General features: G+C 70.2%; 10 protein-coding genes and 1 pseudogene. 3 read left to right on the forward strand and 8 right to left on the reverse strand.

What is annotated here, in order from left to right:
- Window positions 1–29 precede the first annotated feature (29 nt).
- The 4 genes from ACH4RG_RS26825 to ACH4RG_RS26840 form a co-directional block, all read right to left on the reverse strand.
- Window positions 30–1,079 carry an ABC transporter permease gene (locus ACH4RG_RS26825; protein WP_397931671.1) on the reverse strand — a complete coding sequence of 350 codons (1,050 nt, stop codon included), beginning with the start codon at window positions 1,077–1,079 and terminating at the stop codon, window positions 30–32.
- Window positions 1,076–2,053: an ABC transporter permease gene (locus ACH4RG_RS26830; protein WP_397924473.1), complete on the reverse strand. Its 978-nt coding sequence runs from the start codon at window positions 2,051–2,053 to the stop codon at window positions 1,076–1,078. The genes ACH4RG_RS26825 and ACH4RG_RS26830 overlap by 4 nt, the downstream gene beginning before the upstream one ends.
- Entirely contained in the window at window positions 2,050–3,696 is a 1,647-nt protein-coding gene (locus tag ACH4RG_RS26835; RefSeq protein ID WP_397924470.1) for a sugar ABC transporter ATP-binding protein, read from the reverse strand. The genes ACH4RG_RS26830 and ACH4RG_RS26835 overlap by 4 nt, the downstream gene beginning before the upstream one ends.
- 92 nt (window positions 3,697–3,788) lie before the next feature.
- The gene (locus tag ACH4RG_RS26840) at window positions 3,789–4,871 is read right to left on the reverse strand and encodes an ABC transporter substrate-binding protein (protein WP_397931667.1); all 1,083 of its coding nucleotides are present in this window, start codon (window positions 4,869–4,871) and stop codon (window positions 3,789–3,791) included.
- A 421-nt stretch (window positions 4,872–5,292) separates the two neighbouring features.
- Between ACH4RG_RS26840 and ACH4RG_RS26845 the strand changes: the two are divergent.
- A pseudogene (locus ACH4RG_RS26845) lies at window positions 5,293–5,988 on the forward strand (AbfB domain-containing protein); the annotation flags it as partial.
- Window positions 5,989–6,170: 182 nt separating this feature from the next.
- On the opposite strand, the gene ACH4RG_RS26850 reads toward ACH4RG_RS26845, so the two are convergent.
- Window positions 6,171–7,805 (reverse strand): alpha/beta hydrolase, encoded by a 1,635-nt coding sequence (locus tag ACH4RG_RS26850; RefSeq protein WP_397931665.1) that lies wholly within the window; start codon window positions 7,803–7,805, stop codon window positions 6,171–6,173.
- Between the two features lie 241 nt (window positions 7,806–8,046).
- Window positions 8,047–11,400, reverse strand: coding sequence for a LamG-like jellyroll fold domain-containing protein (locus ACH4RG_RS26855; RefSeq protein WP_398540378.1), 3,354 nt, complete (start codon window positions 11,398–11,400; stop codon window positions 8,047–8,049).
- 265 nt (window positions 11,401–11,665) lie between these two features.
- Here ACH4RG_RS26855 and ACH4RG_RS26860 point away from each other — a divergent pair, with 265 nt between their 5' ends.
- Entirely contained in the window at window positions 11,666–12,160 is a 495-nt protein-coding gene (locus tag ACH4RG_RS26860) for a hypothetical protein (RefSeq protein ID WP_398540379.1), read from the forward strand.
- 131 nt (window positions 12,161–12,291) lie between these two features.
- Entirely contained in the window at window positions 12,292–12,708 is a 417-nt protein-coding gene (locus ACH4RG_RS26865; protein WP_397924459.1) for an ATP-binding protein, read from the forward strand.
- Between the two features lie 477 nt (window positions 12,709–13,185).
- On the opposite strand, the gene ACH4RG_RS26870 is transcribed toward ACH4RG_RS26865, so the two are convergent.
- Window positions 13,186–13,572, reverse strand: coding sequence for a YkvA family protein (locus ACH4RG_RS26870; RefSeq protein WP_397924457.1), 387 nt, complete (start codon window positions 13,570–13,572; stop codon window positions 13,186–13,188).
- Window positions 13,573–13,656: 84 nt separating this feature from the next.
- Window positions 13,657–13,923: a WhiB family transcriptional regulator gene (locus ACH4RG_RS26875; RefSeq protein ID WP_397924831.1), complete on the reverse strand. Its 267-nt coding sequence runs from the start codon at window positions 13,921–13,923 to the stop codon at window positions 13,657–13,659.
- Window positions 13,924–13,940 lie beyond the last annotated feature (17 nt).

Genomic DNA, 13,940 nt, shown 5'->3' on the forward strand with positions numbered 1-13,940 from the left:
TTGGTTCGACTCGGCCCGATCCGTACGGGTCAGGTGGTTCTCCGGCTGCGCGCGAGGTAACGCTGCGCCACCACGACAACGATAAGGAAGCCGCCGCTGACCACCGACTGGTACGAGGAGTTGAGCGAGCCGATCTGGTTGATGAGGTTCTGGATCACAGCGAGGAGCAGGACGCCCCACAGGGTGCCGCTGATGGATCCCGCGCCGCCGATGAGGAGGGTGCCGCCGATGACGACGGCGGAGATCGCGTCGAGTTCCATGCCGACGCCGACGATGGTGACGCCGGAGGAGAGGCGGGCGGCGTTGAGCGCTCCGGCGAGGCCGGCGAGCAGTCCGCTGAGGGTGTAGACGAGGATCTTCGTCCGGGCGACGGGCAGGCCCATGAGGGTGGCCGCGTCGCTGCTGCCGCCGACGGCGAACAGGGTCTGTCCGAACGAGGTCCGCTGGAGCAGGAGTCCGCCCGCCCCGAAGAGGGCGAGTGCGACGAGGATCGGGTGTCCGAAGCCCCAGACGCTGCCCTGGCCGAGCTCGGCGAAGGCGGAGTCCTTGGGCACCAGGTAGGTGGTGGCGCCCTCGTCGGTGAAGGCGAGCAGCATGCCGCGCGCCGCGAGGAGGGTGGCGAGCGTGACGATGAAGGGGGCCATGTTCGCGCGGGCGATGAGGAGGCCGTTGACCAGTCCGATCGCGCCGCAGACCACCAGGGGTACGAGCAGGGCGGCGAGGAAGCCCCACTGGGAGGCCCAGGCGGCCAGCACGCCACCGAGAGCGAAGACGGAGCCGACGGAGAGGTCGATACCGCCGGTGATGATGACCAGGGTCATGCCGAGCGCGACGATCGCGAGGAACGAGGCCTGGACGGTGACGCCCCGGGCGTTGTCGAGGCTGGCGAACGTCGGGTAGACGAACGAGGCGATGAGGATCACGGTCAGCAGGACCGCGAGGACGCCCTGGCGCTGGAGGAGTTCGCCGATCCGGGAGCCGGTGGAGCGCCCGGGGCGGGGTTCGGGGCGCGAGGGGGCGCTCTTGAGGGGCGCCGGGGCCTCGGGCGCGGGCACGGTGGCCGGTTTGGTGTGGTTCATCGGGACCTACGCTCCCGGGCGACGTAGACGGCGGCGATGATGATGGCCGCCTGGGCGATCTGTGCGGTGGAGTCGGGCAGGTCGTGCTTGACGAGGGTGGCGCGCAGCAGCTGCATCAGCAGGGCCCCCGCGACGGTGCCGAGCACCCGGATGGAGCCGCCGTTCAGCGGGGTGCCGCCGACGACTACGGCCGTGATGGCGGAGAGCTCCATGAGGGTGCCGAGCGAGGACGGGTCGCTGGCGGTGAGCCGGGCGGTGGCGAGGATGCCGGCGAGGGCGGCCATCACCCCGCACAGGATGTAGACGCCGATCAGGACGCGCTTGACGGGAAGACCGGACAGCGCGGCGGCCGAGCGGTTGCCGCCGATGGCGACGATCTGGCGGCCGAAGGTGGTGCGCTGCACCAGGAACGCGACGGCGAGCGCGAGGACGCCCGCGATGAGGACGACCGTCGGGATGCCGAGAAAGGAGCCGGTGCCCAGCGCGAGGATGTCGGGGTTGACGATCTGCTTGAGCCGGCCGTCGGCCATCACGAGGGCGAGTCCTCGGCCGCCGACGAACAGGGCGAGGGTCGCCACGATGGGTTGCAGCCCCACGAGCGAGACGAGCGTCCCGTTGATCGCGCCGACGACCGCTCCGGCGAGCAGCGCGATCAGCAGCGCGGGGACCAGCCCGTAGCCGAGGTAGAGCGGCAGCAGGGCGGCGGCGAGCGCCATGGTGGAGCCGACGGAGAGGTCGATGCCCTCGGTGCCGATGACCAGGGCCATGCCGAGCGCGACGATCACGATGGGCGCGACCTGGACGAGCTGGGTGCGCAGGTTGTCGGCCGTCATGAAGTGCTCGGTGAACAGAGCGTTGAACAGCAGCACGACGGCGACGGCCGCGTACACCCCGTACTCCTGGTACCAGGCGGGGTCGCGCAGCCGGGCCGGCGGCTTCGCGGCGGGGCGTGGCAGGGTGGCCTGGGTGGTCATCGGGGGTCCTCCTCGGCGGCCGGGGCCTTCCCGCCGGTGTCGGGCGTGGGGTCGTCGGGCGCGGTGTCCGGCGTGTGGTCGGCGAGCACGGCGAGGAGGCGGCTCTCGTCCACCTCGCCGCCGGCGAGTTCCCCGGTGACCGCGCCGCCGCGCAGGACGACGATGCGGTCGGCGCCCTCGATCAGCTCCTCGATGTCGGAGGAGATCAGCAGTACGGCGAGTCCCTCGCGGGCGAGTTCGTCGATGAGGGACTGCACCTCGGCCTTGGCGCCGACGTCGATGCCCCGGGTGGGCTCGTCGAGCAGCAGCACCTTGGGCTCCAGGCAGAGCCAGCGGGCGAGCAGCACCTTCTGCTGGTTGCCGCCGGAGAGTTCACCGACCTTCTGCTCGGGGCTGGAGGCCTTGATCCGCAGCCGCTTCATGAAGAGGTCGACGACGCGGTCCTGTTTGGCGCGGGAGACGATGCCGCCCCTGGAGAGCCGGGGCAGGGCGGCGAGCACGATGTTCTCGCGGACGGAGAGGCCGGGGACGATGCCCTCGGCCTTGCGGTCCTCGGGGAGCATGCTGATGCCCGCGCGGATGGCGGCGGCCGGGGTGGGGCGGCCGAGGCGCTTGCCGTCGACGGTGATCTCCCCGCCGTCCAGGGGCAGTGCGCCGGTGAGCGCCTTGGCGGTCTCGCTGCGCCCGGAGCCCAGCAGTCCGCCGAGTCCCAGCACCTCACCGGCGTACAACTCCACTGATACGTCGTGCAGTTGGTGGCGGCGGTCGAGCCCCTTGGCGGTGAGGACGGGAGTGCGGGCGGCGTCGTGTCCTTCGGCGGCGAAACCTGTGAGGCCGTCGCGCCGGACCTCGGCCATGTCGCGGCCGAGCATCATGGACACCAGCTGCATGCGTTCCAGCGCGGCCAGTTCGCCGGTGTGGATGTGGCGGCCGTCCCGCAGGACGGTGACCCGGTCGCAGATGCGGTAGAGCTCGTCCATGCGGTGGCTGACGTAAAGGACGGCGATACCCTGGCCGCGCAGGTTCTCGATGACCCGGAAGAGGGTCTCGACCTCGCGGGGCTCCAGCGAAGAGGTGGGTTCGTCCATGATGACGACCTGGGCCCGTACGGAGACGGCGCGGGCGAGCGCGACCATCTGCTGGGTGCCGATGCCCAGGGTGTGCAGGGGCCGCTTGGGGTCGACGCGGACGCCGAACCCGTCGAGGAGTTCGGTGGTCTCGCGGTTCATCCGGGCGAAGTCGATGAGCCCGAGGCGGTTCTTCGGTTCCCGGCCCAGGAAGATGTTGCGCGCCACGCTCATCAGCGGGACGAGGTTCACCTCCTGGTAGATGGTGGAGATGCCGGCCTGCTGCGCCTCGAACGGGCGGGCGAAGCGGACCGGTTCGCCACTCACGCGCACCTCGCCCTCGTCGCTCCGGTAGACGCCGGTGAGCACCTTGATGAGGGTGGACTTGCCGGCCCCGTTCTCGCCGACGAGCGCGTGGATCTCGCCCACGCGCAGGGCGAAGGAGACGTCGTCCAGGGCGACGACGCCCGGGAACCGCTTGCTCACCGAGCGGGCTTCGAGGACGGGGTCCGCCACGGCGGCGGCACCGGCACCGGGGGGCTCCGGGCGGCGGGGTGTCACTGGGGTTGGTGCCATGAATCCTGGCCTTCCGGTGTTACGGGCATGGACCGGGCCGCCGCTCACCCCGGGGGGCCCCGGGCGTCGCGGCGGCCGGCCGGCCGACGATGTCAGTACGCTCCGCCGAGCGATTCCTCGGCGTTGGCCTCGTCGTACGCGCGGTCGGTGATGATCACGTTCTCGGGGATCTCCTCACCGGCGTAGAACTTCTGCGCGGTGGCGAAGGCCAGCGGGCCGAAGCGGGGGTTGGACTCGATGACGGCGTTGTACTCGCCGTTGACGAGGGCCTGGACGGCGTTGCGGGTGCCGTCGACGGAGACGATCTTGACGTCCTTGCCGGGCTTCTTGCCGGCGGCCTTCAGCGCGGTGACGGCTCCGAGGCCCATCTCGTCGTTCTCGGCGTAGACGGCGGTGATGTCGGGCTTGGACTGGATGAGCTGCTCCATGACCTGCTGGCCCTTGTCACGGGCGAACTCGCCGGTCTGCTGGGCGACGATCTCCAGGCCGGGGGCCTCGGCCTTCACCTGGTCGACGAAGCCCTTGGTGCGGTCGGTGGTGACGTTGTTGCCGGACGCGCCGAGCAGGATGGCGACCTTGCCCTTGCCGCCGGTGACCTTGATCATCGCGTCGGCGGCGCGCTTGCCCTGCTCGACGAAGTCGGAGCCGAGGAAGGCCACGTAGTCCTTGCAGGCGGTGGAGTTGACCTTGCGGTCGATGGTGAGGACGGGGACCTTCTTGGCGGCCGCGGCCTTCAACGCGGGTTCCAGACCGTCGGAGTTGAGCGGGGCGACGATGAGGAACTGGGCTCCCTGGGACAGCATGTCCTGGATGTCGCTGATCTGTTTGGACAGCTGGGACTGGGCGTTGGTGGTGAGGAGCTTCTTGACGCCGACCTTCTTCGCCTCGTCCTTGATGGACTGGGTCTCGGCGATCCGGAAGGGGTTGGCCTCCTTCTCCGACTGGGAGAAGCCGACCACGGCGTCCTTGAGGTCCAGTTTCGGCGCGCCGTAGGTGGTCAGCTTGCAGCCCGAACCGGAGGTGGAATCGGGAGTCTTGGCTTCCTGCGCTCCCTGACTGCTGTCGCCACCCGCGTTGTTGGAGGTCTCCGACTTGGCGCAGCCGGCGGCGGCCAGCGTGGTGGCGGCGAGGACGCAGGCCACGGCGAGGGTACGGGATCGACGCTGGATCATCATGCGCGGAACGCTCCTTGGCGGGGTGACAGCACGCTGATCGGCGTGCGGTCGGGGCATGCGGGACGAGGCATCGGCTGCTCTGCGGCCGCGGCAGCCGCAGCCCCCGCACCTCTGCCGCGTACTGCGGGAACAGTGGTCGTGAGAGTCTGCGCGGCCTGTCGGCGGCTCGGTTTACAACGTTATATATGCGGTGCGGCACGGGCGGCAAGAGCGATGTCGATGCGTTCCCAAAATGTGCCGACGGACCGAGGGAGCTCACCCGCGGTCGACGGCTCACCCTCCGGCAAAGGCCCTGCGCGAGGCCTGGACACCCGCCCGACGCCGTGCTGTCATACCGCCGGACGCCTATTTTTCAACGTTGGAGAGGCGATCGCCGTACGACCGACCGCCCGCCGCGCGACGGCGGCCTGCGGCGTGCACCGACCGCCGCTGCCTGCTCGTGTGGCAGGACATGCCGTCGATGGAGACCGGCAAGGTGCCGGACGGGCCCGCGCGCACCCAGTGGGAGGCGGAGTACCGCACCGTCATCGATCAGCACCGCAGCTCGCCGTCGGTGGTGATGTGGGTCAACCAGAACGAGGTCTGGGGGCAGTACGACCAGGCGAGGATCGCCGACGAGGCAAGGCCCAGGACCCCTCGCGCCTGGTCGACAGCATGAGCGGGGTCAACTGCTGCGGGTCGGTGGACGGCGGCAACGGCGGCGTGGTGGGCCACCACATCTACGTCGGCCCCGGGAACACCGCGCCGAGCGCCACCCGGGCGGCCGCACTGGGCGAGTTCGGCGGGCTCGGCTACAAGGTGCCGGGCCACGAGTGGTATCCGGGCGGCGGTTTCGGAGTCCCGCAACTATCCCGGCGAGTTCCTCCGCCACCAGGAGTTCCGCGTGCGGCGCGACGACAACGACAACTCCGCGCCGTTCAAGGCGGATGCCACCTGGTGCGCGGTCGCGGACGGTGGTGGGGTGCGGTTCACCAGTGCCCATCTGCCCGGCAGCTATCTGCGCCACACCCACTCCGAGGTGCGGCTCGCCACCCCCGGCGGCGGGCGGGCCTTCGACAGCCCGGGCTCCTTCACCGAGGACACCACCTGGGCGGTGGACGCACCCTGGACCCCGTGATCCCCGGGAGCCGAAGAGGATGAGCGGGTGAACGACCGGCCGGCCCGGTCACGACGGAGAGGGTCTTCCGTCGCGGCCGGGCCGGCTCTGTGCGGGGCGAGATGTGCGATGGGGCGAGATGTGCGGTGGGGTGCGACGTGCGGCGGGGTGCGATGTGCGGTGGGGTGCGACGTGCGGCGGGGTCAGAAGCGGTCAGGGGCGCGGTCCGGGAGCGGAGACCCCGGGATCACGTCCTCCTTCTGGTTCTGCCGCGCCTTGGCGTTCGACTCGGCCGTCGCCTTGCAGGTCATGTCCTTCACCGGGAGCTTGCCGGTCAGCAGATAGCGGTTGACCGCGCCGTCGGTGCACGGGTTGCCGCTGGGGTAGACGCCGTGGCCCTCGCCGCCGAGGACGGTGACCATCTTCGATCCCTTGAGCTGCCGGTGCAGGGCCTGGCCGCTGGGCAGCGGCGTCTGCGAGTCCCACTCGTTCTGGACCACCAGGGAGGTGACCTTGTTGTTCACCTCGGTCGCCCGCTCCTCGGACCTGTCCCAGAACGCGCACGGTTTGATGCCGGAGGCGAAGTCCCCGAAGAGCGGGTAGCGGCGCTTGTCCGCGATGGCGTCGCGCCGGTAGCTCTCGGGGTCGCGGGACCACGCGGCGGAGTTGTCGCCGCACACGACGGCCCAGAAGCTCGCCGACATGTTGTCGGCAGGCGTCTCGACGGCCGCGCCCGCCGTTCCCCGTTCCTCGGCTCCGGTGAACGCCTTGAGCTTCTCCGGCGCGACGGGCTTGCCGACGGCCGCCTTCTTCAGCTCCACGAACGCCTCGGTGGCGGAAAGCGGGCTGAAGACCGCCGCCCGCATGCCGCTGCGGAGGTCGTCGCCGGTGACCAGTTGCCCGTCCAGGTCGATGGGCTCCTCGCCGGCCTGCGCGACCAGGTCCCAGAAGGTCCCCTCGACCTTCTTCGGGGTGTCGCCGAGGCCGTACCGCTCCGAACGCTCGGCGGCCCACGCGGTCCAGCGGTCGAACGCGGGCTCCGCGCCCTCCGCCCACCACTGGATCATCCCCCGCCAGGCGCGTTCCGGGTCGACCGCGCTGTCCAGCACGAACCGGTCGGCGCGTCGCGGGAAGAGCTGGGTGTAGACGGCCCCCAGGTAGGTGCCGTACGAGTAACCCACGTAGCTGATCTTCTTCTCGCCGAGGACCGCGCGGAGCAGGTCCATGTCGCGTGCGGTGTTGCGCGTGGTGAGGTGCGGGAGCACGTCACCGGCCTTCTCCTCGCACTTGTCCGCGAACGTCCGCGCCCAGGCGACGTCGTCGTCGAACGTCTCCGCCTTGTACGGCCGCAGCCAGCTCTCCTCCTCCGGCTCCATGCCGCAGGAGACCGGGCTGCTCCGTCCCACACCGCGCGGGTCGAAGCCGACGAGGTCGTACTTCTGCCGCACGGACGCGGGGAGCGACTCGGCCATCGACAGCGGCATGTACAGGCCTTCGCCGCCCGGACCGCCGGGGTTGGAGAGCAGGGCGCCGTGCCGCTGGCCGGGTGCGGTGGCCTTGATCCGGGATATGGCCAGGTCGATCCGGTCGCCCCCGGGTTCCCGGTAGTCCAGCGGAACCTTGATCGTGGCGCACTGGAACTCCCCGGGCGCGGCGGCCTCGCACCGCTTCCAGCGCGGCTTCTGCTTCGCGTACCGGTCCAGCGCGCCCTTGCCGGCTGACGGGGACGCGCTGGACGGGGAGGACGCCGACGGTGAGGCGGCCGGAGCGGCGGTGGCCGTGGAGGTGACCAACGCGGGGGCGAGCGTTGCCGTGATACTTACCGCTAACACGGGCACGAGACGTCGACTGTTGCGCACGATATCGATCCTTCAGGTCGCGTGTACGGACAGGAAGGATCATTCAGGATCTGTCCGTGCGTGCGGATCCCCCGTCGGGCTGCACCTCGCCTCCACCCTGGGAGTGACGCAACCAGTCTGCGTGGTCCGCGAGTTGTACAGACGGAGGGCGGTTCAGGGGCCCGCTCCCCCGCGCCGGGAGGTCCGGCGCGGGGAAGGCGGCCCCGTGGTCCTTCCCGCGTTACGGCTGCCGACGGCCGTGGAGTACGGACACCTCCTCGACGGTCAGGGCCTTGTCGTACACCCCGACCTGGTCGACGGAGCCGTTCCAGAAGTCGCCCCTGGCTCCGTCGTACTGGGCCCGCCCGACGGAGAGCGGGCCGGTGCTCACATCGGCCGGCCCGGCCTCGGTGGTGGCGGCGGGCTTCCCGTCGACGTACAGCGTGATCGTGTCGCCCTTGCGGACCCCGACCAGGTGGTACCACTTACCGGTCTCCGGGGTGATCTCCAGGCGGGCGCGCTTGCCGCCCGGGGTGGAGAAGGCGAACGCGCCCTGCCCGTACTGGAGGTAGAAGGGGTTCTCCGTGCGGCGGCCGTCCTGGCTGACGGCGGTGGCGTAGTTGCCCGGGACCGCGTCCAGCGATGCCCACGCGGAGACCGTGTAGTCCTTCGTGGTGTCCACGACCGGGCCGGCGCTCTGCGCGTACTGCCCCTCACCGTCGAAGTTCAGTGCCGAGCCCGTGACGCCCGGCGCCCAGGACGGGCCGCCTTCCAGGGCGAGGTGGGCCTTGTTGGGTCCGCTGTCGCGGGCGGTGTCGCCCTTGTTCTCGTCGAGCGACCAGGAGCCGCCGCCCTTCAGCTCGTCGCGCTCACCGGCGTCTGCCCCGGCGGCGATGACCTGGCGGTTGATCTCCCGGACCTTCCTCGGGTCGACCTTGATCTCCCGACGGTCGTACGTCCAGAGACCGTTCAGCTCGTTCTCCAGGTCGCTGACCTGGGTGTAGACGGAACCGGACAGCTCGGCGCCGGCTGCGGCGAGGTAGTACGTACGGGTGTTGTCGACGTACTTCGCGGTGAGGGCGGTCTTGTCCGCGACCCCGCTGTAGATGTTGGCCGGCGCGCCGGGCCACATGTGCCCCGGCGTCCGGAGCGTGAAGCCGCCGTGCTCGCCGTCCATCGCGGCGCGACGGTCGTCCGGGAAGGCCGGGTCGTCGTTCACGTAGTCGTGGTGGTCGATGATCTCGCCCTTGCCGGAATCACCCTTGGAGGCGCAGCAGTTGACGCCGCTGTGCGCGTTGACGACGCGGGACGGGTCCAGTGCCTTGACGTCCTCGGCGATCTTGCCGGTCTCCGTGCGGTCCCACTCGCCCCAGCCCTCGTTGAAGACGATCCAGCCGCTGATCGAAGGGTAGTTGTGGAACTGCCTCATCATCTCCTTCCCCTGGGTGAGGAAGGCGTTCTTGCCGGCGTCGCTGTCGATGTCGGCGTTGACGAAGTCCTGCCACACGAGCAGTCCGAGCCGGTCGGCGTGGTAGTACCAGCGCGGCGACTCCACCTTGATGTGCTTGCGCACGGCGTTGAAGCCGAGGTCCTTCTGCGCCTTCAGGTCGAAGGTGAGAGCGGCGTCGCTGGGCTGGGTGTACAGCCCGTCGGGCCAGAAGCCCTGGTCGAGCATGGCGAGGGAGAAGAAGGGCTTTCCGTTGAGGACGAGCTTCTGGTAGCCGCCCACCTTGTCGATCTTCAGCTGGCGCATCCCGAAGTAGCTCTCGACGCTGTCCTTGGAGCGGCCGTCGGCTAGGGAGACGTCGAGGTCGTACAGGTAGGGGTCGTCCGGCGACCAGAGGTGCTGGTGCGCGAGCTTCAGGCTCAGCTCGCGGTTGGCCGGTCCGGTGACCGTTCCGACGACCTTGCCCCTGCGGTCACGGGCGACGGCGGTGATCCGGGCGTCGGCGGAGGCCTTCGCGGAGTTGACGGTGACCGCGAGGCGGCCGGTGTCGATGTCCGGTGTGGTGGTCAGGGAGTCGATGGCGGTGGGGGCGACCGGCTCCATCCACACGGTCTGCCAGATGCCGGACGTCGGGGTGTAGACGATGCCGCCGGGGTTGGTGGACTGCTTGCCCTTGGGCTGGTTCGGGCCGGTCTCGTCCGTGACGGCGACGACGATCTCCTGAGGGCCGCTGCCCTTCAGCGCGTCGGTGATGTCGGCGGTGAACCCTGTGTAGCCGCCGGTGTGTTCGGCGACCTTGGCGCCGTTGACCCAGACGGTGGACCGGTAGTCGACAGCGTCGAAGTTGAGCTTCAGCCGCTTGGAAGCGTTCTTGTCCCCCTCGCCGACCGACCAGTTCTTCGGCACGGTGACGAGCTTGCGGTAGAACATGTGGTCCTCGTCGCGCTCCAGGCCGGAGAGCTGCGATTCGACCGGGAACGGCACGATGATCTTCTCGTCGAGCTTCTTGCCGAAGACCGGCTGTTCCCCCTCGGTGGCCCCGGCGAACTCCCAGGGGCCGTTGAGGTTCTTCCACTGGTCGCGGACCTGCTGCGGCCGGGGGTACTCCGGGAGCGGGTGGTTCTTGTCCAGCTTGTCGCCCCAGGTGGTGGTGAGGCGGTGCGTGGAGAGGTTCTTGGCGGTGCGGCCGATCTCCGGGACGGTCTCGGTCCCCGACTTCAGACCGCCCCGGCCGTCGTAGACGACCTTGACGCGCTGGCCCTTCTGGACCGGTGCGGCCAGATCGACGATCAGCGCCTTCAGGTCGTCCGAGGCACGGTTCACCGACTTCACCGGCATCGGGGAGGTGTCGATCTCGATCTTGAGGTGTTCCTTCACCTTCCGGTAGTCCGAGACACGGTCGCGGAAGGTGGCCTGGAGGCGCTTGCCGTTCTTCGCGACGCTCAGGGCGACCGGGTAGACTTCGAAGTCGGCGGGCGGGGTGAACGCGGACTCGGGCACGATCTGCTTCTCGAGGGTGTCACTCCCCCAGCGCAGGAACATGCTGGCACCGCCGACGTCCTGAAACATCTCCAGCTTGAAGTCGTGCTTCTCCCCGGCCTTCAGGGAGATCGGAGCACTGTGCTGCTCCCTGTCCCAGTCCGGCTCCCAGTGGTCGATGACAACGTTTCCGTCGAGGTAGAGGCGGAAGCCGTTGTCGCCGATGGCGGAGAAGGTGTACTCCCCGGTCTCGGGGGCCTCCAGCTGCCCCGTCCAACGGGCCGTCGTGTGCTCGGTCTTGCCGGTGGCCGACTCGAACGTCCCGGTGAGACCCGGGAAATTGATCTCGGGCTCCAGGGAGGTGGCGCCGAGTTCCGCGAAGTCGCGGGCGCCCGGGGCGGACATGCTGAAGTACTCGCCCTTCAGCCCGTGGACATCGGTGACCGGGTCGCCGGCTGTGAAGGCCTTCGCGGTGGCTTCGGACGGTACGGCGGGTGCGGCGGCCGCCGTCGGGACCAGGGTGGCACCGACCGGAATGAGCAGCGCCGCAGCGCAGGTCAGAGCCCTGAACAGGGCACGGGGGCGCGGGTGTTGTCGTCTCAAGGCATCGTCCTCGTCGAAGAGCCGGGGGTGCCTCGAACCACCGAGGCACTGCACATAGTCGAACATTGAGCCACAACCCCAAACACGGCACAACGGTCGTGCACGCAGAATTTTCAACGATAGAAATCTGGCCTTTGCCTCTCGGTGACCGACGGGCGGACAGCGGCCGAGCCCGGAAGCTCTCGCCACGGAGATCGGCGCACCGACGCCACCGGGAACCGGCCCGACCTCATCCGCGGTGGAGACCTTGGCGTCTTCCGCGGTGGAGACCTTGGGGTTTGACGGACGCGACCTCGGGAACGCGCGGAGTGCAGGGGAGGGGGAAACGCCCATGCCGGGAGTCAAGCGGGCGGCTGCCTGGGCGGGGGGACTGTCGTGCATCGCGCTCGGGAGCCTGCTGATGGTGATCGCCTCGATGATCGCGTTCGGCACCGGACTCGACGAAGGGACCGCGCCGGACCGCGCGGCCGATGCCGTGGTGACCGATTTCGTGCGGATCCGGTCCGGTGGAGGGCCGGTCGGCAGCCGGTCCGCTCCCCGGGTGACCTATGAGGTCGAGGGCCTCCGCTACACCTCCCGGCTGCGCGGCACGCCGGAAGGGCGCACGCTGCGCGTGGGCGACACCCTCCGGGTCGTCCACCGGGCCGACGAGCCCGGCCGCCCCTTTCCCCGGCACTACGCGGAGAAGCGCCCCCCGGGTGTCGGCGACCGGATCCTGGCGGTCGGCCTGTGCGTGTTCTTCGGCGCGGTCCCGCTCGTCTTCGCCTGGCTCCTCGTCTCGTTCGCCCGGAAGAACACGCAGGACACGAAGGTCCGCCCCATCTGACGACGACGGAACGCCACGGGGATCAGGGGCGGTACATGAGCGGTGACGCTTGTCGGCAGCCGACTTCCATGAAATGCCGATTCGGGGGTACGCGGAATCCACCAGAAGGCACACGCGACGGGGTGGAAACCATGAACGACCGCATTCTGATGACCCTTTCACCGGACGGCGCGACCCGCACCGACTTCGTCTGCCGGCCGGAGAAGGCCGCCGACGCGCGGGACGCGGTCAGCACCTTCGTCGCACGGCTGCACCCGGCGCCGACCTCGCACACGGTCCAGAACCTGCTGCTCCTCGTGTCGGAGCTGGTCACCAACGCCGTCCTGCACGCGGGGGCCGTCACCGCGCTGTGGCTGACCGCTGACCGCCAGGGCGTCCACATCCGCGTCACCGACCCGAGCCCGGCGCACCCGCAGGACCGGACGCCCGATCTGACCGGCCGGACCGGCGGGTTCGGCTGGCCGATGGTGCAACGGCTGGCTCAGGATGTACGGGTCCGGGATACGGCGAACGGCGGCAAGGTCATCCTCGCCACCGTGCCGCGCTGAGCTCTTGCCTCCGGTGACCCGGGCACCCCGGAGGCGGCACCGGACGGCAGGCGCTGCCCCGGGGCGGCATCGGGCCGACGGGCGCCGATCGTGACGATCGGCAGAGCCCAGGCAGGGAAGAGCGGCCTGCGACGCCGACTGCGTGGCAGGCCGAAGGCGGGCGGCGAGGTTCCTCCAGGCGGGTACGACGGTGCTCCGCGACGACCGGGGCGTGCCCGGGTGCGCTGCGCCCGCGGGAGCCCGCTGCTGCCGTCACCCGGGAGGAGCAGCGGCGAGGAGTAGCGGCAGACGAGCAAGGCGTGGTCTACGACGGTGGCCGTTGCTGCTCCGCGTCGTCCGGGGCCACTCCGCCGGAGCCTCGCCCGAGGACCCGGCGTCGCGGCCCGGTGACGACCTCCGAGTCGCCGCTGAAGGCCCCCGGCTCCCGGGAGCCGCAGGACCCGGCACCGGGGACAGCCTCCCCGAGGGCTCCCGTGTTCAGCCGAGGAGGCCGGGGTCCGCTGGGCGCGGATCGGCTTCGCGGGCACGGCCTCGGCCCACGGCGTCGGGGCGGCTCTCAGCCGGAGCGCTCTTACCCCGCGCGCCCGCGCGCACTCCGGCGGCCGACGCCGCCGAGTGAAGGGAACGGAGGGCGACCAGCAGGAAGCCGATGTCGTCCAGATAGACGGGGTCGGGCAGCAGATCGACCGGTGACACGGTGTAGATGACGGCTGCCCAGACGAGCGCCTTGCTGCGCAGCGGGATCCCGGCGTCGACCAGCAGCTTCCTGGCCTTGAGGACGCGCACCAGAAGCACGACGGCCGAGGCCAGCATGATCAGCACGGCCACGGCGCCGAGAACGAGCCAAACGGTGGTGGTGTCCATGGGCATCGTGTACCCATTCCTCCCCGTACACCGAACCTGTGGCGGTGGTGTCACCGTTCGGGCCGGGGAGTGCCGGGGTACGGGTCAGGCCGCGCCGCGCCCCCGGGCCTCCGTCCGCCTGCGACTGCGGCGCTTCAGGGAGCGCCGCTCGTTCTCGGACAGGCCGCCCCAGATGCCGGAGTCCTGCTTGTGCTCCAGGGCCCATTCCAGGCAGGCGGCCTGTACCGGGCAGGTCCGGCAGACGGCCTTGGCCTCCTCCGTCTGGACGACGGCGGGGCCCGTGCTCCCGATGGGGAAGAACAGGTCCGGGTCCTCCTCACGGCAGGCGGCGTGCAGGCGCCAGTTCTCGATGCTGCTCAACTCCGCTC

It is taken from the genome of Streptomyces sp. NPDC021019, assembly GCF_044333295.1.
Classification (GTDB): domain Bacteria; phylum Actinomycetota; class Actinomycetes; order Streptomycetales; family Streptomycetaceae; genus Streptomyces.